22 protein-coding genes are annotated in these 25,533 nt (G+C 73.4%); 19 read left to right on the forward strand and 3 right to left on the reverse strand.

Annotation, left to right across the window (positions count from 1 at the left end; genetic code table 11):
• Positions 1–237 precede the first annotated feature (237 nt).
• The 16 genes from wrbA (at position 238) to IG02_RS0111545 (ending at position 17,149) form a co-directional block, all read left to right on the forward strand.
• Positions 238–849, forward strand: coding sequence for an NAD(P)H:quinone oxidoreductase (wrbA, locus tag IG02_RS0111470; protein ID WP_030745034.1), 612 nt, complete (start codon positions 238–240; stop codon positions 847–849).
• A gap of 89 nt (positions 850–938) precedes the next feature.
• A complete protein-coding gene (locus IG02_RS0111475; protein WP_199814000.1) occupies positions 939–1,628 on the forward strand; it encodes a hypothetical protein in 690 nt (229 codons plus the stop codon).
• On the forward strand, positions 1,615–3,306 hold the full coding sequence (locus IG02_RS0111480) for a GH3 family domain-containing protein (RefSeq protein ID WP_030745038.1): 1,692 nt from the start codon (positions 1,615–1,617) through the stop codon (positions 3,304–3,306). Before IG02_RS0111475 ends, IG02_RS0111480 begins: the two co-directional genes overlap by 14 nt.
• Positions 3,303–4,163 carry a class I SAM-dependent methyltransferase gene (locus IG02_RS0111485; protein ID WP_030745040.1) on the forward strand — a complete coding sequence of 287 codons (861 nt, stop codon included), beginning with the start codon at positions 3,303–3,305 and terminating at the stop codon, positions 4,161–4,163. The genes IG02_RS0111480 and IG02_RS0111485 overlap by 4 nt, the downstream gene beginning before the upstream one ends.
• A gap of 1 nt (position 4,164) precedes the next feature.
• Positions 4,165–5,604, forward strand: a complete 1,440-nt coding sequence (locus IG02_RS0111490) for an FAD-dependent oxidoreductase (RefSeq protein WP_037802746.1) — start codon at positions 4,165–4,167, stop codon at positions 5,602–5,604.
• Complete coding sequence (locus tag IG02_RS0111495; RefSeq protein WP_051764863.1) at positions 5,601–6,764, forward strand: hypothetical protein; 1,164 nt, start codon at positions 5,601–5,603, stop codon at positions 6,762–6,764. The genes IG02_RS0111490 and IG02_RS0111495 overlap by 4 nt, the downstream gene beginning before the upstream one ends.
• On the forward strand, positions 6,761–7,498 hold the full coding sequence (locus IG02_RS0111500) for a DUF6182 family protein (protein ID WP_030745047.1): 738 nt from the start codon (positions 6,761–6,763) through the stop codon (positions 7,496–7,498). Before IG02_RS0111495 ends, IG02_RS0111500 begins: the two co-directional genes overlap by 4 nt.
• A complete protein-coding gene (locus IG02_RS0111505; RefSeq protein WP_030745050.1) occupies positions 7,491–8,186 on the forward strand; it encodes a LysR substrate-binding domain-containing protein in 696 nt (231 codons plus the stop codon). The genes IG02_RS0111500 and IG02_RS0111505 overlap by 8 nt, the downstream gene beginning before the upstream one ends.
• A complete protein-coding gene (locus IG02_RS0111510) occupies positions 8,183–9,034 on the forward strand; it encodes an alpha/beta fold hydrolase (protein WP_051764864.1) in 852 nt (283 codons plus the stop codon). Before IG02_RS0111505 ends, IG02_RS0111510 begins: the two co-directional genes overlap by 4 nt.
• Positions 9,028–9,888, forward strand: a complete 861-nt coding sequence (locus IG02_RS0111515; RefSeq protein ID WP_030745055.1) for a class I SAM-dependent methyltransferase — start codon at positions 9,028–9,030, stop codon at positions 9,886–9,888. The genes IG02_RS0111510 and IG02_RS0111515 overlap by 7 nt, the downstream gene beginning before the upstream one ends.
• A 387-nt stretch (positions 9,889–10,275) precedes the next feature.
• A complete protein-coding gene (locus tag IG02_RS0111520; RefSeq protein WP_051764866.1) occupies positions 10,276–11,514 on the forward strand; it encodes a transposase in 1,239 nt (412 codons plus the stop codon).
• A gap of 524 nt (positions 11,515–12,038) precedes the next feature.
• A complete protein-coding gene (locus IG02_RS0111525; protein ID WP_030745059.1) occupies positions 12,039–13,211 on the forward strand; it encodes a 3-deoxy-7-phosphoheptulonate synthase in 1,173 nt (390 codons plus the stop codon).
• Positions 13,212–13,260: 49 nt separating this feature from the next.
• Positions 13,261–14,031 carry a 2,3-dihydro-2,3-dihydroxybenzoate dehydrogenase gene (locus IG02_RS0111530; RefSeq protein ID WP_030745061.1) on the forward strand — a complete coding sequence of 257 codons (771 nt, stop codon included), beginning with the start codon at positions 13,261–13,263 and terminating at the stop codon, positions 14,029–14,031.
• Between the two features lie 195 nt (positions 14,032–14,226).
• Positions 14,227–14,883 (forward strand): isochorismatase family protein, encoded by a 657-nt coding sequence (locus IG02_RS0111535; protein WP_030745063.1) that lies wholly within the window; start codon positions 14,227–14,229, stop codon positions 14,881–14,883.
• Positions 14,884–14,903: 20 nt separating this feature from the next.
• Positions 14,904–16,820 carry an anthranilate synthase family protein gene (locus tag IG02_RS0111540; RefSeq protein WP_051764868.1) on the forward strand — a complete coding sequence of 639 codons (1,917 nt, stop codon included), beginning with the start codon at positions 14,904–14,906 and terminating at the stop codon, positions 16,818–16,820.
• The gene (locus tag IG02_RS0111545; protein WP_030745067.1) at positions 16,808–17,149 is read left to right on the forward strand and encodes a hypothetical protein; all 342 of its coding nucleotides are present in this window, start codon (positions 16,808–16,810) and stop codon (positions 17,147–17,149) included. Before IG02_RS0111540 ends, IG02_RS0111545 begins: the two co-directional genes overlap by 13 nt.
• A gap of 45 nt (positions 17,150–17,194) precedes the next feature.
• Here IG02_RS0111545 and IG02_RS0111550 read toward each other — a convergent pair whose 3' ends face one another.
• Positions 17,195–19,162, reverse strand: coding sequence for a helix-turn-helix domain-containing protein (locus tag IG02_RS0111550; RefSeq protein WP_234314703.1), 1,968 nt, complete (start codon positions 19,160–19,162; stop codon positions 17,195–17,197).
• Positions 19,163–19,455: 293 nt separating this feature from the next.
• On the opposite strand from IG02_RS0111550, the gene IG02_RS0111555 reads away from it, so the two are divergent.
• The gene (locus IG02_RS0111555; protein ID WP_051764870.1) at positions 19,456–20,688 is read left to right on the forward strand and encodes a 3-hydroxybenzoate 6-monooxygenase; all 1,233 of its coding nucleotides are present in this window, start codon (positions 19,456–19,458) and stop codon (positions 20,686–20,688) included.
• 83 nt (positions 20,689–20,771) lie between these two features.
• Here IG02_RS0111555 and IG02_RS0111560 read toward each other — a convergent pair whose 3' ends face one another.
• Both IG02_RS0111560 and IG02_RS0111565 read right to left on the reverse strand, forming a co-directional pair.
• The gene (locus tag IG02_RS0111560; protein WP_030745074.1) at positions 20,772–21,602 is read right to left on the reverse strand and encodes an AfsR/SARP family transcriptional regulator; all 831 of its coding nucleotides are present in this window, start codon (positions 21,600–21,602) and stop codon (positions 20,772–20,774) included.
• 216 nt (positions 21,603–21,818) lie between these two features.
• Complete coding sequence (locus tag IG02_RS0111565; RefSeq protein ID WP_234314704.1) at positions 21,819–22,478, reverse strand: ScbR family autoregulator-binding transcription factor; 660 nt, start codon at positions 22,476–22,478, stop codon at positions 21,819–21,821.
• A 269-nt stretch (positions 22,479–22,747) separates the two neighbouring features.
• Between IG02_RS0111565 and IG02_RS0111570 the strand changes: the two genes are divergently transcribed.
• Entirely contained in the window at positions 22,748–23,752 is a 1,005-nt protein-coding gene (locus tag IG02_RS0111570) for a ScbA/BarX family gamma-butyrolactone biosynthesis protein (protein WP_078854397.1), read from the forward strand.
• The gene (locus IG02_RS0111575; protein ID WP_063756765.1) at positions 23,740–25,230 is read left to right on the forward strand and encodes an FAD-dependent monooxygenase; all 1,491 of its coding nucleotides are present in this window, start codon (positions 23,740–23,742) and stop codon (positions 25,228–25,230) included. Before IG02_RS0111570 ends, IG02_RS0111575 begins: the two co-directional genes overlap by 13 nt.
• Positions 25,231–25,533: the final 303 nt, after the last annotated feature.

A 25,533-nucleotide genomic window follows, 5' to 3' on the forward strand; every position in this document is an offset into this window, starting at 1 on the left:
GGTCAAATACGCCGCTGACCAGCGGCTGTCGCGGCGCCGCGGACGCGGCGGGCGGCGGGGCGCAGGGCCCCGAGCGCTGTTCGCGCGCGGCCCCTCCCCGTAGGTGACCAAGTACGCGCCGGTCGATTGTCCGTCGCTCGCGGCGGGAGCGAGGCTCTTCCCCCAGGCCCTGTCCGGCCGGTCAGGCGGGTGTTCTCCGAGGTGCCCGCCCGTATTCCAGGTGAGGAGCTCACGCACGTGACGAACGTCGCTGTCATCCACTACTCGTCCACCGGCCATGTCCACCAGCTGGCCCGGGCCGCCGCCGGAGCGGCGGAGAAGGCCGGCGGCGAGGTCCGCCTGCGACAGGTCGCCGAACTCGCCCCGCCGGAGGCCATCGCGTCCAACGCGGCCTGGGCCGCACACCGCGCGGCCACCGCCGACCTCGCCGTCGCGGCCGTCGAGGACCTTCAGTGGGCGGATGTGATCCTCTTCGGCACACCGACCCGCTTCGGTCTGCCGGCCGCCCAGTTGAAGCAGTTCATCGACACGGCCGGTCCTCTGTGGGCACAGGGCGCGCTGGTGGACAAGGTCGTCTCCTCGTTCACCTCCACCTCGACCGCGCACGGCGGTCAGGAGTCCACACTCCTCGCCCTCAACAACACCTTTTACCACTGGGGTTCGGTCATCGTCCCTCCCGGGTACGCGGACGGGATCCAGTTCGCCGCCACCAACGGCAATCCCTACGGCGCGAGCAGTGTGTCCTTCAACGGCACCGAGGCGCCCACGGCCGACAATCTCGCCGCGGTCGAGTTCCAGGCCCGGCGCTGCGTGGAGATCGCCTCGGCTCTCGCGCGGGGACGCGCCTGACCCGTGTTGCGAAGGTCCCGCCTCGCCGGCTGTACGCCCGAGGCCGGCGCGGCGGCCGCGACCGCGACCGCCAGGAAGGAGTGACCTCCATGTCCACCCTCACTCACGCCCCGCTCCCCGGGCCCCAGGCCCCTTCCGCCGCGGACGGCCCGGCCTTCTGCGTCCTGCTGGGCCCCGACTACGCGGGCAAGTCGTCGGCGCTGACCGGTCTGCGCCGCTCCTCGGCGCCCTGGCGGCTGCTCTCGGTGGACGACGCGTTCCTCGCCCCCGAGCACGCCCTGATCGGCCGGCTGCGCCGGGATGTCGTCAAGGACGTGGCGGTGGCGCCGGCGGCCACGTGGTCGCCCGACTTCCTGACGACCATCGTGCAGGCGGCCGTCGTCCACCTCCGGGACCGGCTGATGACCGGCGACCCGGCCAGGCCCGCCGTCGTCGACTCGTACTACTACAAGCTGCTCGCCAAGTGCCGGCTGGCAGGCGCGGCGGACAACCCGATGGTGAGCTGGTGGCGGTCCTTCCCCAGGCCGCGCAGGGTGATCTACCTCGACGTCAGCCCCGAGAGCGCCTGGCAGCGCTGCGGGCGGGGCGCGCGGCTCAACCGCCTCGAGTACTACGGCGAACGGCCCGGGCGCGCCGGCTTCGACCGCTACCAGCGGGACCTGGCCGAGGCCATGCGGGAGGAGATCCGCGACCTGCCCGTGACCGTGCTCGGCGAGCGAGAGGGCCCCGTCCGGACCACCGACGCGATAGGGAAGGTGCTCACTGATGAATTCGGCTGACAGGGGGACGGGCCCGGGGCGCCTCGACCGGTACCGGGACCGCGTCTTCGAAGAACGGCGGCGGTTGCGAACGGCCTTCGCCGACCCGGCGGGCCACCAGCGGCGGGTGCTCACCGACCTGCTGGAGTTCAACGCCGGTACCGAGTACGGCCGCGCGCACGGCTTCGGCCGGATCCGGACGGTCGACGACTTTCGCCGCGCCGTCCCCGTACAGGGCTACGCCGACCTCGAACCGTGGATCGAGCGGGCGGCGGCGGGCGCGGACGGGGTGCTCACCGCCGACCCGCCCGCCCTGTTCTTCACCAGCAGCGGCAGCACCGGCGCGCGCAAGAAGATCCCGGTGACCCCGCGGTTCATGCGCACGTCCTTCTTCCCCTTCTACTACGCGGCCTGGGCCCCCTTGATCGAACACTTCCCCGAGGTGCTCGACCACCCCGACGCGGTGCTCAATCTCAAGCAGGACCCGCTGTCCGCACCGCCCACCACGGCCTCCGGACGGCCGCACGTCGGAGCCAGCCAGGTCGACTTCGGGGCGGCGTTCGGCGAGCCGCTGGCCGCGGAACCGGGCACCGGAGCCCGGTGGGCCGCCCTGCCGGTCCCGGTCGATCCGGACGCGCACCTGGAGAAGACGTATCTGCGGCTGCGCCTCGCGGTGGAGAGCGACATCCGATGTGTGATCGGTATCAATCCGGCCATGGTGGCGGCGGTCCCCCACCAGCTCAACCTGTGGTGGGAGCGGATCGTCAAGGAGATCCGCGACGGCACCGTGGGAGGGGTCCCCCACGGCGAACCGAATCCGGAGCGAGCGGCCGAACTGGCGGGGTACGCGGATCGCCACGGCACCGTGCGGCCCGCCCAGGTGTGGCCCCGCGTGCGCGCGCTGTTCTGCTGGACGACCGGCCTCGCCTCGCTGTACCTGCCGAGGCTGCGGGAGGAGTTCGGCCCGGGAGTCACCTTGCTGCCCGCGCCCGTCGCGGCCTCGGAGGGGCCGGTGGGTGTGGCCCTGGACCGGCACGCCTCGGCCGGGAGCCTGGTGGTGACGGCCTCGCTGTACGAGTTCGCCGACGCCGACGAGGACCTGGGGCCCGACACCCCGACCCTCCTGCCGCACGAGCTCGAACCGCGCCGGGACTACCACGTGATCTTCAGCCATGTCGGTGGCCTGTACCGGTACGCGGTCGGCGACGTCGTCCGCGTGGTCGACCGGGCCGACGGCGTTCCCAGGCTGGAGTACACCGGGCGCGCCACCCGCTCCGACCACGCGGGGGAGCGGCTGCGCGACGGTCACGTCGTCAGGGCGCTCCGCGCCGCGCTGGACGCGACCGGGCTCGAGGTGCTGAACGCCGCCTGCCGGGTGGGCCGCCCCGGCGGCACCCCCGCGGCCTACGACTTCGCCGTGGCGCCGCGGCTGCCGTGGAGCGAGGACGAGGCGGACCGGGTCGGCGTGCTGCTGGACGCGGCTCTCGGCCGGGAGTCGGCCGGCTACCGGGCGGCCCGGGACCAGGGGCGGCTGGGCGCCCTGTCGCTGCGGACGCTGAGCCGCGACGCGTTCGTGACGGACTGGCAGCGGACCGTCGCCGACGGCGTCCGGCCGACCCAGGTCAAGGACCGCATCTTCCGCCAGGACCCGGCGCAATGGGCCCGGCTGACCGGAACGGACGAGGAGACCCGACCATGACGACCGAGACACTGGACGCCGTCGAACGGACCGCCCTGCTCACCGCGGCCCTGCGCGCCGTGGAGAGCCGGCGCGAGGACCGGCTCTACGAGGACCCGTACGCCGCGGCGCTGGCCGGCGAGACCGGCCCCGGACTGCTCGCCGAAGTACACGCCGCCACGTTTCCGCCCGGCCGCGCGCGCACACTGCCCAGCACACCGGACTACAACGCGATCCGCACCCGGTTCTTCGACGATTACCTCCAGCGGGCCGCCCGGGATGCGTCGACGCCCCAGATCGTGCTGGCACCGGCCGGCATGGACTCGCGCGCCTACCGGCTGGGCTGGCCGGACCGCGTCCGCTGGTTCGAGCTCGACCGGCCGGCCGTGCTGGCGTACAAGGAGGACCGGCTGGGGACGGCCGTGCCCCGGGTGAACCACCGCGAGGTGGCGGCCGATCTCACCGCCGAGGACTGGGAGCGGCGTCTGGAGGCGGCGGGCTACGACCCTGCCGTGCCCTCCGTCTGGCTTCTCGAAGGGCTTCTCTACTACATCCCCGAGGCGGACGCCCGCCGGATCCTGCACCGGGTGGCGGCCTTCTCCGCGCCCGGCAGCCGGATAGCGGCGGACATCGTGGGTGCCGCCGCGCTGACCCTGCCCCATATGCGCGGCCTGCTGGACGTGTTCGCGGGCTGGGGCTGTCCCTGGCTGTTCGGCACCGACGAGCCGGAGGCCCTGTTCGAGGAAGCCGGGTACACGGTCCGGGCGGTCCAGCCCGGCGAGGAGGACGCCGACTACGGACGCTGGCCCGACCCCGTGCCCCCGCGCGGCGAGCCGGGGGTACGGCGGGTGTTCTTCGTCCACGGCAGGCGGGCTTGAGATGCCTACCGCGGTGATAGCGGGCGGCGGCGTCGCGGGGCTGGCCTCCGCCCTGGCCCTGTCCGGTGCGGGCTACCGGATCGTGGTCCTCGAACGGGAGGCTCCGCCGCCCGCCGGGCCGGCCACGGAGGCGGCCGGCCGCTGGCGGCGGTCCCTGGTGCCGCAGAGCTCGCACTCCCACACACTCACCTCACTCGGGGTCCGGCTGCTGCGCGCCCACGCGCCCGAGGTGCTCCGCGCCGCCCTGGCGGCCGGGGCACCGCTGCTGGACCTGACCGTCGCGCGGCCCCCGGGAACGCCGGACGGAGCGCGGGAGGGCGACGATCTGGTCGCGCTCGGCTGCCGCCGCACCACCCTGGAACTGCTCCTGTACCGAGCCGTGTGCGCGGTGCCGGACGTCACCGTCCGGCACGGGCAGGCGGTCGGCGGGCTCGAACTCTCCCCCGCCGGCGACCGCGTGCGTGCGGCCGTGACCGGCGCGGGCGAGCGGGTACCGGCCGATGTCGTGGTGGACGCCACCGGACGCGCGGCCCTGTCCCGCGGCTGGCTGCGCGCCGCCGGGGTGCCCGTCGCCGACGACCGGATCAGCCCCTCCGGACTGACCGGGTTCACCCGCTTCTACCGTCTGCTCGGCGACCGGTGGCCGGGCCCGCTCGGCCGGGGGAACGCGGCGGGTGACATCTGGGGCCACTACGCCGGGGTGCTGCACCCCGGCGACGACGGCACCTTCTCGATCGCGCTGGGCGTCCTGCCGGGCGACCGCGCGATGGCGGAACTCCGCTCGGAGGGCGGCTTCACCGCGGTCGCGCGCGCCACTCCCGGACTGGAGCACTGGCTGGATCCGGAGGTCAGTGTGCCGCTCTCCCCCGTCCACGCGATCACCAGTCCGCCCAACGCCCTGCGCGGGACGGCGATGCCGCACCAGCGTCCGGTGGCGGGCCTCTTCCCGGTGGGGGACGCCGCCTGCGTCACCAACCCGCTCTTCGGGCGGGGAATGTCGCTCGCCCTGGCGCACGCGTTCCGGCTGGCCGCCCTGCTGACCGCGCACGAGGACGTGGACATCGCCCAGCGGCGGTCCTTCGCCCGTATGACGCGGGAGCTGTTCCTGCCGTGGTACGAGCAGTCCGCGGCGGCGGACCTGGCGCGCATCGCGCGCTGGCGGGCCGCGATCGACGGCACTGCCCCGCCGCGGTCGGCCGGGCCGCCCGGTGCCGGGCCGCCCACCTCGGAGGAGATCGGCGCCGCCGCCCGCCAAGACGGGCTCGTGTGGGACGCGCTCACCCGCATGCTGATGACCCTCACCACCCCCGCGGAAATGTTGCGGACCGAGGGGTTCACGGCCCGGGTGCGCGCCGCCGCGGTCCCGCTCGACCGGGCCGGCGAGCCCGCGCGCGCGGACCTGCTGCGTCTGCTGGCCGGGGCGCGGGGTGCGTCCGTATGACCACGCCGACCACCATCGCCGCCCACGCCGTGTCCCGCTCCCGGCACACCGGCCGCCCCCGCGTGCTGCTGGCACCGATCACGGTGACCCCGTCGAAACCACTGGCACCCAGCCACCTCAAGGGACTGCTGTGGACCGACGTCCTGTACCGGGCCACCCGGTGCGTGGCCGACGTCGTCCACCGCGCCGGCCAGACCCCGTACCACAGGACGGAGCAGACGCTCGGCTTCTGGGAGTTCCTGGACCGCACCCGGGGCGACACCGGCTACGACACCCTGTCCGAGGACGAGATCGGCACGCTGTACATGGAGTTCCGCGCCTCCGGGGCGCCCGCTCCGGCCGCCGCCCTGCGTCCGTACGCGGAGGCCGCCGAGCGGGGCTGGGTGCATCCCGCCGGACAGCGGGTGCTCCGGTTGTGGACCGGGCACTACGCGGAGCTGGGGCTGCACGACCCGGGGCTGCTGCGCCACCAGCCCCCGGGCCTCGGGCTCGAAGCCGCCCTCGAACGGCTCGGCACCCTGGACATGTGCCTGGACCAGCGCGGGACCGGCGGCCCGGTGTACCTCGACCTGACCCGGTACGGGCTGCCGCTGCGGCAGCTGGTCACGGCGGACGGCCGCCCCAACTACCTGGCCTGCGCGCTACGCGACCTGCTGCCGCTCGCCCCCTCCTTCGACGAGGTCGTCCTGCTCTACGACACCGGACTGGATCCCGACTACCAGTTGCTCGCGCGGGTGCTCACCGCCCTGGGACCACGGGTACGGCGGATTCCCGTCGGGCGGGTACCCGTGGACGGCCGTATCCGCTCGGCACGGCACGGCGGCTGGCGCGAGCACCAGGCCAGGACCGTGCTGGCGGCCGCCCGGGAGCAGGCCGCCGCGCCGGCGGTCCGGCTCGGGGTGCGGCTGTACTTCATCGCCGTCCTGGGGCCCGGGCAGCACGAGTCGTTCCGGCCCGATCTGCTGAGCCAGTGCCTCAGGCGCGCGGAACGGCTGCTGGACACGGCCGGTCAGGAGCCGTCGCCGGCCCCGCTCGCCGAGCGGCTGGCCCGGCACCGCAAGGACCACGTGTACGTCGACCCGTACCGGCTGACCTCCCAGCTGCTGGGCAGGCGGCGTGCCGCGCCCGCACAGGACCTGCTCTCGGCGGTGTTCCTGTGACGGCGGCCCAGCGCGCGCTGCTCGACGCGGCCGGACGGCGGATCGCGGCGGCCCGCCCCGAGCTGGCCCGCCGCCATGACCTGACGACCATGGAGGGCCTGCTGGCGGCCCGGGCCGACATCGCCTCGGAGGAGGACACCGAGGCGGTCCTCGCCACCGTGGTCGTCCACCACCTCGACCTCCCGGAGTGGATCCGGTCCGCCTGCGCGTACGCGTTCGCGCTCGAAGCCGGGGCGGCGGCCGCGTGGCGCGCCTCGTTCACGCGTACCGTCTTCCTCGCCGGCACCCCCGCCCACCTGCGGACACGGTTCTCCTTCGCGCACATCGCCGCCGACGGGTCCGCCGCCTGGACCGCTCCGGCCCCGGCCGGAGCGCCGTCCTCCCTGCGCAGGCTGCTCAAGCTGTTCGACGGCGCGGCCCCGTTCACCGGTGGCGCGGACACAGCGGTCCGCCTTCCCCGGGCGCCCGGCGGGCCCGACCGGCCGGGCACCGACCGGGAGCTGTACCTGGCCGTCGCCGGACGCACCGTCTCGGACGCGCTGGTGGACCTCCACCACGTCCTCGCGGAATCCGTCCTGGACGGCGTGATCCGCCCCGGCGACCGGCTGATGCTCCGACAGGTCCCCCGGCTGACCGGGGAGTTGCCGCGACTCGCGGCCCTGCGCGTCGTCCCCGAAACCTCCGGCCGCCTGCGGGCCACCGCCGGACTGTCCAAGGAGGCCCTTCTTGTCTGACCCGACCGCACTCACCGCCGCGTCGACCGCCACCCGCGCCACGCCCGTCGCTCCGGATGTCGCTCCCGCGACCGCCCCCAGCCGTCCGGTACGGCTGGGCTATCACGGATCGGCCGAGGTCGCCGCCCGAGTCGTCCGGCTCGCCGGACAGGACGAGACGGCGGTACGGATCGAGCCGTACGACATCGCGGACCCGTTCGCGGAGCTGCGCCGGGGTGCCCAGGACGTGGTGATCGTCAAGTTCGCGCTCCGGGAGCCTGACCTGGTCACCAGCGGGGTGCTGACCCATGACGCGCGCGCCGTCGTCGTGGGAGCGGCGCACCCGCTGGCCGGGCGCGCCTCGGTCTCCGTGGAGGAACTCGCGGACCACGACCTCTTCGACCGCCCCGGCAAGCTGCCCGGCTACGTGTGGGACGAGGTGGTTCCCCCGCGCACACCGGCCGGCCGGCCGCTGCGCCGCGAGCACCGGGTGTCCGACGTGCCGACGATGATGCGGCTGGTGGCCCGGGGGGCCGCTGTCCATCTCTCGCTGGTGTCGATCGCCGACGTCGCGCCGCCCGGCATCCGGGTCGTCCCCGTCCACGACCTGCCCGCCGCCCCGGTCGCGCTGGCCTGGTGCAAGGAGCGTGAACCAGCCGCCCATGTCGCGGACTTCATCGCCGCGGCCGAGGCGGGAGCGGCCCGGTGAAGGGCCCGACGAGCGTCCTCGGAGAGCGGGAGCGGGACCGGGAGCCGGTGGTGCTGCTGCACGCGCTCGCGCTCGACTCGTCGATGTGGGCGGCCCAGCGGCGGGCCCTCACCGAACGCGGTCATCTCGTCATCGCCCCCGACCAGCGCGGTTTCGGGGTCACACCGCTCGGCACCGATCCGCCGTCGCTCACCGTGGTGGCCGACGACCTGGCACGCGCCCTGGACGGCCGGGGCATCGACCGGGCGGCGCTCGTCGGGGCGTCCATGGGCGGCTATGTCCTGATGGAGTTCCTGCGCAGGCATCCGGGCCGGGCGTCCGCCGTCGCGCTGCTGTCCGCCCGCGCGGTCGCCGACACCGCCGGGGAGCGGGCGGAGCGCCTGAGGTTCGCCGGAGCGATCGGATCCGCCGCCCGCGAGGACACAGGTCCTGTCCGCTCGAACCTCACGGGCCCGCGACGATCGAGCGGACAGGACCTGGTCGCCCGGCTCGTGCCGCTGCTCGTCGGGGCCACCACGCGCCGGGACCGGCCCGACGTCGTGGCCCGGGTCCTCGCCACCGCCCTGGCCGCCGATCCGGCGGCGCTGGCCTGGGCCCAGCGGGCCGTCGCGGAACGCCGGGACCACACGGAGACGCTGCGTTCGACGCAGGTGCCCGCGGTGGTGATCGCGGGCGCCGAGGACGAACTCGTTCCGTCCACGCGGTCGCGGGAGTGCGCCGACGCCCTGCCGCACGGGCGGCTGGTCACCGTCGCGGACGCCGGCCATCTGTCCCCGCTGGAGAACCCCGGGCCGGTGACCGAGGCGCTGTGCGCGCTGCTGGCGCGGACGGGAGCCGCCGCGTGCTGACCGACGACCACGAGATCTGGGGCCACACGTCCTCGACCGGCCTGGGGTTCACCCACCACTCCATCGTGGACGCGCACTTCCGCGCCTGCGCGGAGCCCTATCTGGGCCTGCTCGGCCAGGCCGGGATCGAGCGCGGCGGGCACGTCCTGGACGCCGGCTGCGGCGCCGGGGACTTCCTCCCCCACCTGGCCGAGCTCGTCGGTCCCGGCGGGCGGGTCACGGCGGTCGACCTGGCGGAGGAGAACGCCGGCCTCGCCGCCCGGCGGATGCGCCTGGCGCGCCCGGTGTGCCCGGTGGACGTCCGTCAGGGCTCCGTGCTCGCGCTCCCCTACCCGGACGACAGCTTCGACGCCGTGTGGTGCGCCAACACCGTGCAGTATCTGACCGACGGGGAACTGGCCGGCGCGCTCGCCGAGCTTTCCAGGGTGACCCGGCCCGGCGGGACCATCGCCGTCAAGGACATGGACGCCCATCTGATCACCGCGCGCCCGGGCGATCCCTACCTGTTCGCCGATCTGTTCCGGGCCGCCGGGGCCGTGCCGGGCTACGCCCGGCAGTTGCTGCGCGGGCGCGAGCTGTACCGGTGGCTGAAGCGCGCGGGTCTCACCGGCGTCCGGCAGCGGACGGTGCTGATCGAACACCACGCGCCGCTGTCTCCTGCCGCACGGCAGTTCTACACGGCGGCCTGTGCCCGGCTCGCCGCGCTGGCCGGGCCGCTGGGCGCGGGCCGGGCGTGGGAGCCGTACCTGGACCCCGACGCGGCCGCCCACCCGCTCGACGATCCGGACGGGTACATCAGCGAGGGCAACGTCCTGGCCGTGGGCACGGTCCCGCCCGCCGGCGTACGTTCCTGAGTGTCCGGCCGTACCGCTTCCGGCCGCCCGCGGGCGACGCGGGGGCGCGGCCGGACGGCCCGGCCCGCCGTCCCGCCGGTGGCCGGACCCCACCGGTGGTCCCGCCCGTCGGTGGTCCCGCCCCCGCCCGGACGACGGTGGCCGGGCGGCCCGGCCGCCGTCGTCCACCGCGGGTGAGGGCCCACGGGACCGCGCCGGCCGGCCCGCCCGGCTCCGGGCCCAGGTGCTCCGCGGAGAAGGTGGGCCGACGACCACTTTCCCGGCGATCGGGGTGGCCGGTGCACCTCGCGCGCGGGCCACCGCTCCGGCGACGGTGTGAGGGCAGTCGAACGGGGGCTGCCTGAACATGAGGCGAGGACAGTGGTGAAGACATCTGATCTGTTATCCGTGACGGCCACGGCGGGCGGCTCCGGCCGACCGGACGGGGCACGGCTTCCGGCACACTCCGTCCCCTACACGGCGGTGGGCGACGACATCGTCGGGGAGCTGTGCGCCCTGCTGTTCGCGTCGTTGCCACGGAAGGACCAGCGGCGACGGGGGGAGCAGTATGTCCGGGGGCTGCTGACCGCCCCCGGACGCAAATCCGTCCGCAACATCGCCGCGCAGGCCGGCGGTGGTTCGGTGGTGCAGAGCCTGCACCACTTCGTGTGCAGCTCCACCTGGGAGTGGCTGCCGATGCGGGCGGCGCTGGCCACCCATGTGGAACGCGCCAGCCCGCCCGTGGCCTGGGTCGTGCAGACACTGGCGATACCGAAGTCCGGCGAGCACTCGGTGGGCGTGGGCCGTCGGTTCGAACCGCGGCTGGGGCAGATGACACGCGGTCAGCACGCGGTGGGCGTCTGGTTCGCCGCGCCGCGGATGAGCGTCCCCGTCAACTGGCGGCTGCTGCTCCCGGAACACTGGACGCGCGATCCCGAGCTGCGCCGCCGGGCAGAGGTGCCGGAGGGACTGTCGGCCGAGTCGCTGGAGGAGAGCGTGGTGGCCGCGGTGCTGGAGACCGCGCACGGGTCCCGGGCGACGCGGCGGCCCGTGCTCCTGGACGTTCCCGGTGGCTGGGCCCGCGCGCACATCCTCGGCCGCTTCGCCCGGCACGGCCTGCCCGTCGTGGCCCGTACGGGACCGGGCACCCGTCTGCTGGTGGCCGACCCGGCCATGCCGGGGTACGGTTCCGGGCCGCTGTCCGCCGAACAGATCCTGATGTCCGTACGGGCCCTGCGCCGGCCGGTGTGGTGGGAGGACCCCGAACACGGTGCCCGGCGCACCTCGTCGGCGACGACGGTCCGGGTGGCCCTGACCGACGGCGGGCCGGTGGCCGGCCGGCGCCCGCTGTACCTGCTCGGCGAGTGGGACGACCCGTGGCGGCCGCCGGCCAGGCTGTGGCTGACCGATGTGGGAGCGCCCGCGAACCCGCTGGTACGGCTGACGAAGATGGCCCTCCGGGTGTCCCGGGACCTCACCGCCGTCGGTGACCGGGTGGGGCTCAGGGATTTCGAGGGACGGTCCTTCCGGGGCTGGCACCGGCACACCACCCTGGCCTCGGTGGCACACGCGGCCTCGCTGCTGGCCGGGATCTCGAACGGGTGCGCGTCGTACAGCGCCGCCCGGGAGTCCAGGCTGTCGGCATAGACACCCGCCCGCGGCCCGCCCCGGCCCCGCGCCGGCCCTGGGGGCGTCCCGCGTCGGGCCTGCCTCGGGACCGCACCGGACCGGTGGTGCTCCGGTGGTGGTCCGGCCATCGGCCGGGGGCCGTGGAAGTGTCCGCGGAGCATCTCCTCCCCATGTGCGGGACCCGCTGCCGGGCCGCGTACGGGTCGGCCGGGCCGGCGAGGGGACTTGACGCATTGCGGCCCGGGTCGTGGCCCCCTCCCGCCGCGTCGTGCATTGTCTGACACGGCTGGTTCTGGCCGGGCCGGTCCTCGCCACCGCGCGGACCGGCCGGCCGGGACCCGGGGTCGACGAACCCCCTGCCTCTCACCTCTTCCGGTTCACGCGTCCGCGAACGCCGAACACACCCGCACACCCGCACGCCCTGGCATGTCACCGGGCGACAGGCGGACCCCGCCGGCCCCACGGCTGACGGGGCGTCGTCAGCGCACCGGCCGACCGGGCCGAGCCATGGAAATCACCCGGACAGGACCCGAGGGATTGTCATGACCGACATCGTTTCCACCATCCGTTCCGCGCCGGCCCGCCAGCAGCCGGACTGGGGCGACGACCCGAGACTCGACCGAGTCCGCGCCGAGTTGGGCCGGATGCCGGCGTTGGTCGACGTACACGCCGTGCACCGGCTGCACGCCCTGCTGGCCGAGGCCGCGGCCGGTCATCTGCGCGTCCTGCAGACCGGCGACTGCGCCGAGGACCCCGCCGAGGCCACGCCGGACGACGTCACGCGCAAGGCCGCTCTGCTGGACGTGCTCGCCGGCACGCTGAAGCTCGCCTCGGCCAAACCCGTCCTGCGGGTGGGCCGGATCGCCGGCCAGTACGGCAAGCCACGCTCGGCGCCCACCGAGACCGTGGGCGGCCGGGAACTGCCGGTCTACCGCGGCCACATGGTCAACCGGCCGGAACCGGACCCCCTGCTGCGCCGCCCCGACCCCCGCCGTCTGCTGTCCGGATACCGCGCCGCCAGCGACACGATGCACTACCTCGGCTGGCGCGGCACCTCACTGCGCCCCGATCTCGACGTCCCCGTGTGGACGAGCCACGAGGCGCTGCTGCTGGACTACGAACTGCCCCTGCTGCGCCGGGAGCCGGACGGTTCCCTGCTGCTGACCTCCGCCCATTGGCCTTGGGTGGGCGAACGCACACGTCAGCCGGACGGCGCCCACATCGCGCTCCTCGCGGCGGTGGCCAACCCTGTCGCCGTCAAGGTGGGTCCCACGATGACGCCCGACGAACTCCTCGCCCTCTGCGCGCGGCTGGACCCGGGCCGGCGCCCGGGCCGCCTCACACTGATCGCGCGGATGGGCGCGGACCACGTCGCCCGGGTACTGCCCGCGCTGGTCGAGGCCGTCGTCGCGGCCGGGCATCCGGTGCTGTGGCTGTGCGACCCGATGCACGGCAACACCGTTCTCGGCCCCGAAGGGCTGAAGACCCGCTTCGTCGAGACGGTGATCCGCGAGCTGGAACTGTTCCAGTGCGCGGTCGCCGGCCATGGCGGCACCGCGGCCGGGCTGCACCTGGAGACCACCCCCGAGGCCGTCACGGAGTGCGTCCGGGACGCGGCGGGCCTCGACCGGCTGGGCGACAAGTACCTCAGCTTCTGCGACCCCCGGCTCAGTCCGCGGCAGGCGATCGAGGTCGTCTCCGCCTGGCGCGGCTGACCGCGGCGCTCTCTCGTTCCCGGTATCCCGCGATTAAGGAGATCCTGCGATGGATGGCACATACGCCCTGGTGACCGGGGCGGCCGGCGGAATCGGCGAGGCGGTCGTCAGGCTGCTGGCCGAGCACGGCGTCACGGTCGCCGCCGTCGACCTGCACCGCGAACAGCTGAACTCGGCCGTCGAGAAGTGGCTCATCGAGGGGCTGCCGGTGCGGGCGTATCCCGCCGACGTCACATCGAGCACCGAGGTGGACCGGCTGGTGGCCCGGGTCGAGGAGGAAATGGGCCCGCTGGACCACCTGGTGAACACCGCGGGCGTGCTGCGGCTGGGCGAGGCGCACCGCCTGACGGACGAGGACTGGGCCGCCACCCTCGCGGTCAACACCAACGGGGTCTTCTTCACCTCGCGCGCCGTGGTCAACCGCATGATCCCCCGCGAGCGCGGGGCCATCGTCACGGTGGCCTCCAACGCGGCCGGGACGGCGCGCGCCCATATGGCGGCGTACGCCGCGTCGAAGGCCGCGGCAACGGCCTTCACCAAGTGCCTGGGGCTGGAGGTGGCACGGCACAACATCCGCTGCAACCTCGTGGCCCCGGGATCCACCGACACCCCGATGCTGCGGGGCATGCACACCGCGCGCACCGCCGCCGCCGCGTCGGTCGCGGGCGACCCCGGCGCCTACCGCGTCGGGATCCCGCTGGGAAAGGTGGCTCGTCCCGCGGACATCGCCGAGGCCGTCCTGTTCCTGCTCTCGGACCGGGCCGGCCACATCACCATGCACGACCTCACCGTGGACGGCGGCGCGACCCTCGGTGTCTGAGGAACGTGCCCTGCCCGACCGTGCACGACCCGACCGTGCCCTGCCCGACCGTGCCCGACCCGACCGTGCCCGACCCGACCGTGCCGGGCACGACAGCCCCGGGCACCGCGGCGTCCGGCACACCACCGCCACGCACCACGGCAACAGGCGCCACAGCGTCAGACACACCACCGTCAGGAAAGGACCGTCCGCGGCATGACCGGCATCCCTCCCATCGAGCCCTACTCCCTGCCGGAGCCCGGCGGCCTCCCGGCCTCCGCCGTCAGCTGGCGGGCCGACCCCCGACGTGCCGTCCTCCTCGTCCACGACATGCAGGAGTACTTCCTCAAACCCTTCCCCCGCCACACGGCCCCGGGTGACGCGCTGCTGCGCCACGCGACGCTGCTCAGGAGGCGCTGTGCCGAACTGGGCGTCCCGGTCGCCTACACGGCGCAGCCGGGCGGGATGACGCCCGGGCAGCGCGGGCTGCTGGCGGACTTCTGGGGGCCCGGAATGCGGACGTCCGCCGAGGACCGGGCGGTCGTCGCGCCGCTCGAACCGGCAGAGGGCGACTGGGTGTTCACCAAGTGGCGGTACAGCGCCTTCTTCAAGTCCGACCTGCTGGAGCGGATGCGCGCCCACCACCGCGACCAGCTGATCATCTGCGGTGTGTACGCGCACGTGGGTGTCCTGATGACCGCGGTCGACGCCTTCACCAACGACATCCAGCCCTTCCTGGTCGCCGACGCGGTCGCGGACTTCTCCGCCTCCTTCCACCGGCTGGCCCTGGAGTACGCGGCGCAGCGGTGCGCTCGTGTCGCCACCACCGCGACGGTGCTCGACGACCTCGCCACTGCCGAGGCGTCCCGTTGACCAGGAAGGGGCTTCGACCGATGACGGACACGAGGACGACACCTCCGGCGACGGGTGCCGGGCGGGCCGCGCCGGATCTCCTGACGGCGGTCCTCGACGGCTGGGCGGAGTCGTTCGCCCTCCTGTACCGCCCCGAGGTCACCGGCCCGGACACCCTGGAGGTCCTGCTGACCGACCCGGCACCCTGCGCGTCGCTGGCCGAGCTGCCGCTGCCGGATGACGGCGAGGCCGGTCATGAGGTGCTCGCTCTCATCCCTTACCGGCAGCTGGCCGAGCGGGGGTACGCCGCACATGATGACGGTGAGCCGCTGCTCGCGATGCGGGTGCGGGCCCAGCGGACGCTGCCGCTCTCGGACGCGCTGCCGCGGCTGCCGAACGAGCCGGTCGACGTGGCCCACAGCCGCTTCGACGTTCCCGACGAGGCGTACGCGGACATCGTGCGGCGGGTCGTCGCGGACGAGATCGGCACGGGCGAGGGCGCCAACTTCGTCATCAAGCGCTCCTTCACGGCTCAGCTGCCCGGGTTCTCGCGGACCGCCGCCCTTTCCTTCTTCCGCCGGCTGCTGGAGCGCGAGGCGGGTGCCTACTGGACCTTCCTCGTACACACCGGGGAGCGCACATTCGTGGGCGCCACCCCCGAGCGGCACATCAGCGTCCGGGACGGTACGGCTGTGATGAACCCGATCAGCGGCACGTACCGCTATCCGCCGGGCGGCGCGACGCTGGACGGGGTGATGGGCTTCCTCGCCGACCACAAGGAGGCCGGCGAGCTCTACATGGTCGTCGACGAGGAGTTGAAGATGATGGCCCGTATCTGCTCCTCGGGCGGGCGGGTCGTCGGGCCGTACCTCAAGGAGATGGCACGCCTCGCGCACACCGAATACGTCATCGAGGGACACACCGACCGCGACGTCCGCGACATTCTGCGCGAGACCCTGTTCGCGCCGACGGTGACGGGCTCCCCGCTGGAGAACGCCGCGAAGGTGATCAGCCGTTACGAGCCCGCGGGCCGCGGCTATTACAGCGGGGTGGCGGCGCTGATCGGCCGGGACTGCTCCGGGAACCGGACACTGGACTCCTCGATCCTGATCCGGACCGCCGACATCACGGCGGACGGCCGGCTGCGGATCGGGGTCGGCGCCACGCTCGTACGGGACTCCGACCCGGACTCCGAGGTGGCGGAGACACGTGCCAAGGCGTCCGGGCTGCTGGCGGCCCTCGGTGAGCCGCGGCCCGGACGGTTCGCCCCGCACCCCGACGTGTGCGCGGCGCTGTCCCGGCGCAACGACGGCATCGCGGACTTCTGGCTGGCCGAGCCGGCCGCCCGGGGCCGTGCCGACGGGGCGCTCGCCGGTCGCACGATCCTGGTGGTGGACGCGGAGGACACCTTTACGGCCATGATCGCCCACCAGCTTCGCTCGCTGGGGCCCGAGGTGGCGGTGCGCCGCTTCGACGAAGAGTACGACGTCGACGCCCACGACCTGGTGGTGATGGGGCCCGGCCCGGGCGATCCGCGTGACACGGACCACCCGAAGATCGCTCACCTGCGCACCTCGGTGTCCCGGCTGCTGCGGGAGCGCAGACCGTTCGTGGCGGTGTGTCTGAGCCATCAGGTGCTGGCCTCGCTGCTCGGGCTCGACCTCGTCCGCCGGGCCCGGCCGAACCAGGGCGTACAGCGCGCGATCGACCTGTTCGGACGGCGCGAACACGTGGGGTTCTACAACACTTTCGCCGCGCGCTGTGACACGGACTCCTTCGCGCGTCCCGTGCTCGGTGACATCGAGGTGAGCCGTGATCCCGGCACGGGCGAGGTGCACGCGCTGCGCGGCCGGGGGTTCGCCTCGATGCAGTTCCACGCGGAGTCCGTACTGACCCGGGAGGGTCCCCGTATCGTCGGTTCGCTGCTCGGTGAGGTGGTGCGGTCGTGCACGCGGTAGTCGTCTGGTGGGACCTGGCCGGGTCCGGGCGGACCGTCGCCTCGCTCCGCCGCTTCCTGCGGGAGGAGGCGGTGGAGCGCTTCTCCCGTGTGGAGGGGCTGAGGCTGAAGTTCTGGATCTCCGACGAGGCGAACGAGCGCTGGGGCGCCGTGCTGCTGTGGGAGTCCGCCGAGGCCGCCGCCGTACCGCTGCCGGGACGCGCCGCCGAGCTGATCGGCCGGCCCCCGGCCGTCCGGTTCTCCTTCGACGTCGAGGCCACGGCGGAGGGCGTGTACGGTATCGCGGCGCTGGCGGGACGGGGCGTGGCACTCGAGACACCGACGGACTGATCCCGGCGGGGCCCCGTACGACGGACGGGGCGTCCGGACGGCGCCCTATTCCGTGTGATCCGCGGCGGCGGGGGCGTCGTCCGCGTCCCGGCGGCGGTGTCCGGTGCGCCGCGCGGTGAGCACTTGGCGCGTGTGGTGCAGTTTCAGGGCGAGCTGTACCTCCAGGGCCTGCTGCGGCTTGTGCCAGTGCGGGCCCAGGAGTTCGGCGATCCGCTCCAACCGCCGGGAGACGGTGTTGGGGTGCACGTGCAGCGCCTCGGCCGCGTAGGTGGGACTGCGGTCCGCGTCGAAGTACGCCTGCGCCGTCTTGACGAGCTCGGTGAATCGCTGTGCGTCGTAGTCGATGACCGGGCCGATGGCCGACGTGATGAATCCGTCAATGTCGTGCTCGTCGGAAAGCAGGAGACCGAGAAAGCCGAGGTCGCCGGGGGAAGCGGTGGCGCCCACCCCCCGCAGCAGAGTCGCGGCGTCGAGACAGCGCATCGCCTCCTGGTGGACCCGGCCCACCTGGGCCGCCCCGCTCCCCGGCCCGGCCGCGGCGACCGTGACGGCGTCCGCGAGCAGCGGTGAGAGTTCGGCGGAGACACGCCGGGCGGCGTCCGAGGCGTCCGTCCCCGGCAGCATCAGCACCACACAGCCCGTGCGCACCCCTTTGAGGCCGCCCATCCGGTGTGCGTACGAGGAGGCCCAGACCGCCGCCCGGCCCAGTTCCCCGCCCTCGGGGCGGGCCACCACCACGACGTGCGGCTCGTCCAGGTCGACGCCGAGGCGGCGCGCGCGGTCGGCGAGCTGGTACTGCGGGCGCGTGCCGTCGGTCAGCAGGTCGTCGAGGAGTTCGTCGCGCACCGGGCCCTCGGCTATGGCGGTGCTGCGCTGGAGCAGCAGCACCATCGACACGGCCTGCGCGGCGAGTTGGAAGAGCTGTTCGTCCTCCGGTAACAGCGGGACCTCCGGGCGCAGGAACAGGGCACCGAGGTTCTCCCCGCTCGCCTCGAGGGGCGCGATCCACAGACCGCTGCCGAGCTCCACGGGCCGGCGCCGGGCGTGGGAGTCCAGGACCGCCTCGGTGACCTCGATGCCGTCCAGGCCCGTCAGCTCGCCGGTGGCGGCCGTGGTCCGGCCGGCCGGGTCGTGCACCACGAGCGTGCCGTCCAGGGCGTGTCCCGCGGCCGCGGTGACCGCGGTCAGATCGCTGCCCCCGACGACGAGGCCGATCAGCCGCCTGTGGCTCTCGAACAGACCGCGCATCCGGGTCAGCGACAACTCGGCCCGGACGGTGTCGTGTTCGAGATCGCTCACATCGGCGCGTACCTGGTCGAGGACGCTGGACTTGTCGATGGCGACGGTGGCCAGGTCGGCGAGCGTGCGCATCAGCCCGACCTCGTCGGGCGTGAAGTGCCGGACGGTACGGTCGGAACCGTAGAGCGCCCCGAAGGGCGCGCCGCCCCGGTGCAGCGGCACGGCCAGGATGGCGCGCTGTCCCTCGGCCCGTACGACCTCGTCGATGCGCTCGGTGTGCTTGATCCGGGTGTCCTTGAGATAGTCGGCGGTCCAGAACGCGCTGTTCTTCGCGATCACCGCGTCCCCGAAGCCGTAGCCGGGCTCCACCCGCAGGCCGGCTCCGAGCGCCGTCGTCTCTCCCTCGGAGGTACGGACGTACCATCCGCCGTCCTCCGCGACCAGGCTGATGTAGGCCATGTCGAAGCTGAGCAGCCGGCGTGCCTGGCGGATGATCACCCGTAACAGGTTGTCGAGGTCGTGCGGGTAGGTCAGGTCCCGGGCGGTGTCGACCAGCGCCGCGAGGTCCGCCTCGCGCTTCTGCCGCTGCCCGAACAACGCCAGCACGCACAGTCCCAGTTGAGTCGCGCGCTCCACCCGGCGGATCTGCCCCACGTCCACCGGCGCGTGCCGCGCCGCGTCGAGCAGACCCTCGATCTCTCCCGCCGGCGCTTCGCGTGCCAGTAACTCCAGCACCTCGATCGCGTACGCGTCCGAAGACTCCCCCTGAGACACGTGCCCCCCAAGCACTCACCGCGGCCGAACCGCACTGTTCCTCAACCTGTTTTCGAAAACTTGCCGGCGGCAACCCTGACTCCCCGCTCGCGCCGAGCGTCACGTTCGACCGTACGCCCCGGGCGGCCGTGGCGGCGCCCGACGTGACCAAGTCCGGGGCGTGGTGACGAAATGGGCCGGGCCGCGTTGTCCGCCGCTCGCGCGCGAAGCCATGGTGCGGGGGCCCGTCCGGTGACAGGCCGGTCACGGTCACCGGCCGGCACTTGTCCGGAGCGAGAGGGGTCGGGGACGACATGGTTCACATACTCGTCGCGGGAGGCGGGATCGGCGGGCTCGCCACCGCCCTGTCCGCCGCACGCCGGGGGCACGAGGTGACGGTGCTGGAGCGCGGTGCCGTCTTCGCCGAGATCGGCGCGGGCATCCAGCTCGGTCCGAACGCCTTTCACGCACTGGACGTGCTGGGCGTGGGGCAGGCGGTCCGTGACCGCGCCGTGTACATCGACGAACTGCGCTTCATGGACGGCACCACCGGCGAGCGGGTGGCCGCCATGCCGCTCACGGCCGCCTACCGGGAGCGGTTCGGCAATCCGTACGCGGTGGTGCACCGGGGCGACCTGTTCCAGCCGTTGCTGACCGCGTGCCGGGCCGAAACCGCCGTCGAGCTGGTCCCGGACACGGCGGTGCAAAGCTTCGAGCAGGACGCCGAACACGTGACCGTCCGCACCGCGGACGGCCGGACCTTCACAGCCGACGCGCTGGTGGGGGCGGACGGCATTCGCTCCGCCGTACGCCGCGGGCTCCTGGGGGACGGCGAGCCGCGCGTCTCCGGCCACACCATCTACCGTTCGGTGATACCGATCGAGAAGGTGCCCGAGGAACTGCGCTGGAACGCCGTGACGCTGTGGGCCGGCCCCCGCTGGCACTTCGTGCACTACACGATCGGCCGCGGACGGTATCTGAACCTCGCCGCCACCCGGGACGACGGCGCCCGTACCGCGTTGGCCGGTCGCCCGGCCGCGCGCGAGAAGGTGCTCGGCGGTTTCCCGGGGCTCGGGGAGACGGCCCGGCGCCTACTGGAACTCGGCGCGGACTGGCGGGAATGGGTGCTGTGCGACCGTGACCCGGTCGACAGGTGGACCGACGGCCGCGTCGTCCTGATGGGCGACGCCGCCCACCCCATGCTCCAGTACGCCGCGCAGGGCGCGTGCCAGGCGCTGGAGGACGCGGTCGTCCTCGGTGATCTGCTCGACGACGGCGGCGGCGGGGAGATGGCGGCGCGCCTGGAGACGTTCAACGCCGTACGCCGTGAGCGCACCGCCAGGGCCCAACTGGTCGCCCGGGAGATGGGAGTACGGCTGTACCACCCCGCGGGCGCGGAGGCGACGGCGCGCAACGCGATGCTGCGGTCCCTCTCGGCCGACGAACTGCACGACAAGGTTGCCTGGCTGCACGGCGACCGGGACTTCGGCCACGCACGGCGGGACCACCGTCCCGGCTCCGGGGGCGTGCGCGGCGCCCTTCGGTGAGTACGCGCCGGGGGACCTCCGTCGCCCTTCGGTGAGCACGGCCCGTGTCGGGCACCCCGCCGTTCCGCGGAGTGCCCGGCCGGTCAGGAGGCCGTGACCAAGGATCCCGCCGGGAGTTCGGCGAACGTGCGAGGGACCGGCTCGGACGCCCCGGCGAGGATCCTGCGGCGCAGCCGGTGCAGTTCCGGCGAGGGTTCACGGTGCCCCTCGCGCCGCAGGTCGTCACTGAGGCGTTCGTAGACCCGCAGCGCCTCCGCGGGGCGTCCTGAACTCAGCAGGGCGTTCATGTAGTGCCGGTGCAGTTTCTGGTGCGTGGGGTACCGCGTGGTCAACCGCCTCAGCTCCGGAAGGATTTCACGGTGGCGGCCGAGACGCAGCTCCACCACCGCCCACTGCTCCAGCGCGGCCATCCTGGCCTCCTGGAGGCGCCCCGTCTGGATCCGCAGGGGGCCCGCCTGCTCCAGCCCGGCGAGGGCGTCACCGCTCCACAGGGCCAGCGCGTCGCGCAGCCGCACGGCGGCGCGGGACAGATCTCCCGCGACCATCGCCCGGTACCCGGCCCAGGCGTCGCGCTCGAATTGGAGGGCGTCCAGGGTTCCGCCGCAGGTGCTCAGCCGATGGCTGAACGGCGTGGAGGACATCAGGTCCCACTCCGTGATCCCGGCACGCTCGCCCTCCGCCTCCAGCGCGCCCGCCAGCAGCCGTCTGATCGTGGCGGCGTACGCCCGCAGTCGCGCGTCGGAGTCGGACGGCGCGCCGTACGGCCACAGTTCCTGCGCGATCAGGCACGTCGGGACGACCTGGTCCGCGCAGAGGGCCAGCAGGGCCAGCATCCGCCGGCTCTCGGGATCCGGCGGCACCACCGAGGTGCCGTACAACGTCACGTTCAACCGCCCGAGGACTTTGATCTCCATGAGGCTCCCCCGCCTAGGTGAAAGATCAGTGATTGCGCCACAGCCGATACAAGAACATACGTTTTGGTATGTCAATCGCATACCCGGCCGCCCTTTAGGTCGGACATACCGCGCATAGCGACACCTTGAGCGCCACCGATCATTCACCCGGCGCGCCCCTGACGCCCTCCGGACCGGGCGGTTCCCGGCTCCCCACGAACGGTCGCGCCTGACAGGTCAGCCCCTGCCGTCGTCCGCGGAGCTCAACCGCACGGCGTCCGCGAGGACCCGTGCGCCCCGGCCGGGGCGGACATCCAGCTCCATCAGTACCGCGGGTACGGCGATCCCGGACAGCAAGTGCCGGTAGAGAGCGAGTATTTCGCGCTCCAGGTTCAGCCGCGGAGTCAGCGCCGCGACCATCGCGTTCATGCCGCCGTACGCCCCGACGGTGATCCGGGCCGTCTCCGCCGGGTCGATGTGGAGCAAGAGCTCACCACGATCCTTGGCCTCGCTCAGCAGCTTGGTGTTCCGCTCGACCCAGTCGATGTACGGGTAGCTGCGGTTGAGCCCGTGCACCTGCTCCAGCGAGAGCCGGGCACTGGCCCGCAGCAGCGGGTCCGTGGCCAGCAGGTGCGTATAGATCAGGCCAGTATCCACGTACTCCTGGACCTTGTACGCCTGGGGCGCCGGCACAGGAGTCTCCCTGACCTGAGCCTCCAGCACGGCGGCGGCCAGCGCCTCCTTGTTCGCGAAGTGGAAATAGAGGGCTCCCTTCGTCATGCCGACCCGGTCCAGGATGTCCGTGAGCTTCGCGGCCTCGTATCCCTTCTCGTCGAAGACGGCCGCCGCCGCCTCAAGAATCGCCCGGCGCGTGCGAATCGCTCGGTCCTGTCTCACCACTGGGCGTACCGTCCCGTCCCTCTACGCCAACGCGACCGTGGGCGCGCATGACTCATTTCTTGCGCACATCAGGGTAGAACCAGCCCGCCTGTGTTCTATTTCACGTATCTCTCACGGTGCGGAACCCCTTCAAGAATCCCAACCCCGTTGGAAAAATGGGACTTTCTTCACTTTAGAGACACGCCTCGGAACGGAAGAGAAAACCAGCAGGTACGTATCTTTCCGCGTCGGCCGGGCATGTCCGGCCACAACATCACGGGGGAACCATGGTCGAGTCCACGCCGGTCGGCGCCGCTCGTCGGACACGGCGGAGCACCGGCAACCACCCGCCCTTCCCCGGAGCCGGCGAGCTGACCTCCACGGTACCGAGGCAGCTGGTGCACCGGGCCGCCGTCGCCGAGGTCTTCCTCACCGACTGGTCCCACGTCGGCGACGACCGCCTGCGGATGCGCGCCCAGTGGCCCAGGGCACACAGCCTGTACCGCCCCACGCTGGGGCACTACGACCCCATGCTGGCCGGTGAAACCATCAGGCAGGCCGGGGTCCTCGCGGCGCACACCCGCTACGAAGTCCCCCTCGGGCACCGGTTCCTGATGCGGGAGCTGCGCATCACGGTAGGGCCCGAGCATCTGGCCGTCGGCGAGCGCCCCCTCGACCTGGACCTCGACGTGACCTTCACCGAGGTGCGCGGCCCGGGCCCCCGGCTGGCGGGCGGCTACCACGTGACAGCCCGGCACGACGGCCACGCCGTGGCGACGGGGGGCGCCCGGTTCACCTGCGTGTCCCCCGCCGTGTACCGCCGGATCCGCGCTGCCCGGCCCACCCCGCCCGCGACCCGGCCCGCGCCGGCGGCGCGGCCCCTCCCCGCCGCGTCGGTCGGCCGCGCCTCGGACGCCGATGTCGTACTGGCCGCGGGCGGAACGCCCGGGCGCTGGCTGCTGCGTGTGGACACCGGCCATCCCGTCCTCTTCGACCACCCCGACGACCACGTACCGGGCATGGTCCTGCTGGAGGCGGCGCGCCAGGCGGCGCTGGCCGTGTCGCCGGGCACCGCCGTCCTGCCGGTCTCCATGGACAGCGTTTTCCACCGCTATGTGGAGTTCGACAGCCCCTGCTGGATCACGGTCGATCTCCCGGACAGCCGCGGGGGGCACCCCCCGGACGGCATCCGGGTCGTCGCCCTGCAGAACGACGAGCGCGTGTACGTCTGCGAACTGACTCTCACCGATCTGTCGGCCGGGCCGGCCGAGGAGGACGTATGCAACCGGTGATGTCCCCCGCCGATGCCGTCGTCGCCGATGTCATCGTCGTCGGTGGCGGGCCGGTCGGCATGCTGCTCGCCGCGGAGCTGGCCGGCTTCGGCGTCGACACGCTCCTGCTGGAGAGCAAGGAAGCCACCGACGAGCAGCCGAAGGCCGGCACGGTGCACGCCCGTGCCGCGCAATCCCTCGCGCGGCGCGGCTATCAGAGCGGCACCCGGCCGGCCGGTGCCACGCGGCAGCCCTTCCACTTCGCCGGCCTACCGGGGCTGTCGATCGAAGCCCCCGGCGGCGAACCGGCCCCCGTGCTGAAACGCGCCCAGGCCGCGTACGAGCGGGAGTTCGAGGCCGCCGCGGTCGCCCGGGGCGCCCGGATACTGCGCCGCCACCGCGTCGTGGACCTCGCGCCCCGCCCGCCCGGTGTCCGTGTCACGGCCGAGGCGCCCGACGGCGTCCGGACGTTCGACGCCGCGTACCTCATCGGCGCCGACGGTGCCCGCAGCACGGTACGCGCGCGGTGCGGCTTCCCGGTCGACACCTCACCGGCGTCCGTCTCGGCGCTGATGGGCCTCGTCCGGCTCACCGGCCCCGCCCGCCCGGAACCCGGCTGGCAGCGGACGCCCCGCGGCTGGATCATCAGCCGGCCCGACGCCGACGGCCGCCACCTGGTGCGCACCCTCGACTGCACCCGGGCCCACCCCGACCGGCACGCCCCGGTCACCTTGGCGGAACTGCGCGGCGAGGTGGCGTGGATAGCGGATGCCGACATCGGCATGGACGACCCGCTCGGGCTCACCCGGTTCAGCGACTTCTCGCTCCTGACCCGGCGGTTCCGCCAGGACCGGGTCTTCCTGGTGGGTGACGCGGCCCATACGCACTTCCCCGTCGGCGGCCAGGGAATGAGCACCGGGCTCCTGGACGCCCTCAACCTGGCGTGGAAACTGGCGCACGCCGTACACGGCCGGGCGGGTGAGCACCTGCTCGGCACCTACGACTCCGAACGCCGCCCGGTCGCGTCCCGACTGGTCGACAACACCCGTGCCCAACTGGCGCTCATGCGCCCCGGGCCGGAGACCGACGCGCTGCGGTCCCTGATGGCCGAGGTTCTGGAGACCGAGGACGGCCGCGCGTTGCTCAGCGGCATGATCAGCGCCCAGGAGACCTCGTACCGGCCGCGCTCGCCGGAATCCTCCGCGTGGGAGGGCCGCTTCCTGCCCAACCTGCCGCTCGTCACGGAGGACGAGGGCCCCACGGACGTCGTCCGCCTCCTGCGCGACGGCCGCCCCCTGCTGCTGCTCGCGTCCGACGCGGACGCCTCGCTCACCAAGGCGGCCGAGAGCCGGCCGGATACCCTGCGCACCGTGCGCGTACGGGCGGAAACCGCGCTGCCGAGCGAGGCGCTGCTGGTCAGACCGGACGGTTACGTCGGCTGGGCCGCCGACGGCGACGACCTCGAGGACGCGCTCACCGACTGGTTCGGCACCCGGTGAACGGGAGCACGCGCTTCCGCGGGCGCCACCGGTCAGGGTCCGCGCATGGGGAACCCGGCAGCACGTCAACTGCCCTGGCGGGGCGTCAACTGGCCGATTCCGAGTCGTGGCGGCGAATGCCCTTCCACGAACCGGCGAAGCGCTTCGGCCCTTCCTGAGCCGCCCCCGGGGCTGCCGGGACGCCGGCTGCCGCAGCCGAACCGACGAACAATCAGCACCAAAGGCATACCAAAAGCCCAACGAATTTGACTTAACTTGCTTAAGTCAAACAATTGGATTATCTGTTCTGTGTCACTCAGCGAT

This window comes from Streptomyces sp. NRRL F-5135 (assembly GCF_000719775.1).
In the GTDB taxonomy this organism is placed as follows: Bacteria; Actinomycetota; Actinomycetes; order Streptomycetales; family Streptomycetaceae; genus Streptomyces; species Streptomyces hebeiensis.

What these genes read in the sequence shown, in the direction of transcription:
- IG02_RS0111475 (WP_199814000.1), top strand. Translation starts at nt 939, where the DNA reads ATGTCCACCCTCACTCACGCCCCGCTCCCCGGGCCCCAGGCCCCTTCC.
- IG02_RS0111480 (WP_030745038.1), top strand. Translation starts at nt 1,615, where the DNA reads ATGAATTCGGCTGACAGGGGGACGGGCCCGGGGCGCCTCGACCGGTAC.
- IG02_RS0111485 (WP_030745040.1), top strand. Translation starts at nt 3,303, where the DNA reads ATGACGACCGAGACACTGGACGCCGTCGAACGGACCGCCCTGCTCACC.
- IG02_RS0111490 (WP_037802746.1), top strand. Translation starts at nt 4,165, where the DNA reads ATGCCTACCGCGGTGATAGCGGGCGGCGGCGTCGCGGGGCTGGCCTCC.
- IG02_RS0111495 (WP_051764863.1), top strand. Translation starts at nt 5,601, where the DNA reads ATGACCACGCCGACCACCATCGCCGCCCACGCCGTGTCCCGCTCCCGG.
- IG02_RS0111525 (WP_030745059.1), top strand. Translation starts at nt 12,039, where the DNA reads ATGACCGACATCGTTTCCACCATCCGTTCCGCGCCGGCCCGCCAGCAG.
- IG02_RS0111530 (WP_030745061.1), top strand. Translation starts at nt 13,261, where the DNA reads ATGGATGGCACATACGCCCTGGTGACCGGGGCGGCCGGCGGAATCGGC.
- IG02_RS0111535 (WP_030745063.1), top strand. Translation starts at nt 14,227, where the DNA reads ATGACCGGCATCCCTCCCATCGAGCCCTACTCCCTGCCGGAGCCCGGC.
- IG02_RS0111540 (WP_051764868.1), top strand. Translation starts at nt 14,904, where the DNA reads ATGACGGACACGAGGACGACACCTCCGGCGACGGGTGCCGGGCGGGCC.
- IG02_RS0111555 (WP_051764870.1), top strand. Translation starts at nt 19,456, where the DNA reads ATGGTTCACATACTCGTCGCGGGAGGCGGGATCGGCGGGCTCGCCACC.
- IG02_RS0111560 (WP_030745074.1), bottom strand. Translation starts at nt 21,602, where the DNA reads ATGGAGATCAAAGTCCTCGGGCGGTTGAACGTGACGTTGTACGGCACC.
- IG02_RS0111570 (WP_078854397.1), top strand. Translation starts at nt 22,748, where the DNA reads ATGGTCGAGTCCACGCCGGTCGGCGCCGCTCGTCGGACACGGCGGAGC.
- IG02_RS0111575 (WP_063756765.1), top strand. Translation starts at nt 23,740, where the DNA reads ATGCAACCGGTGATGTCCCCCGCCGATGCCGTCGTCGCCGATGTCATC.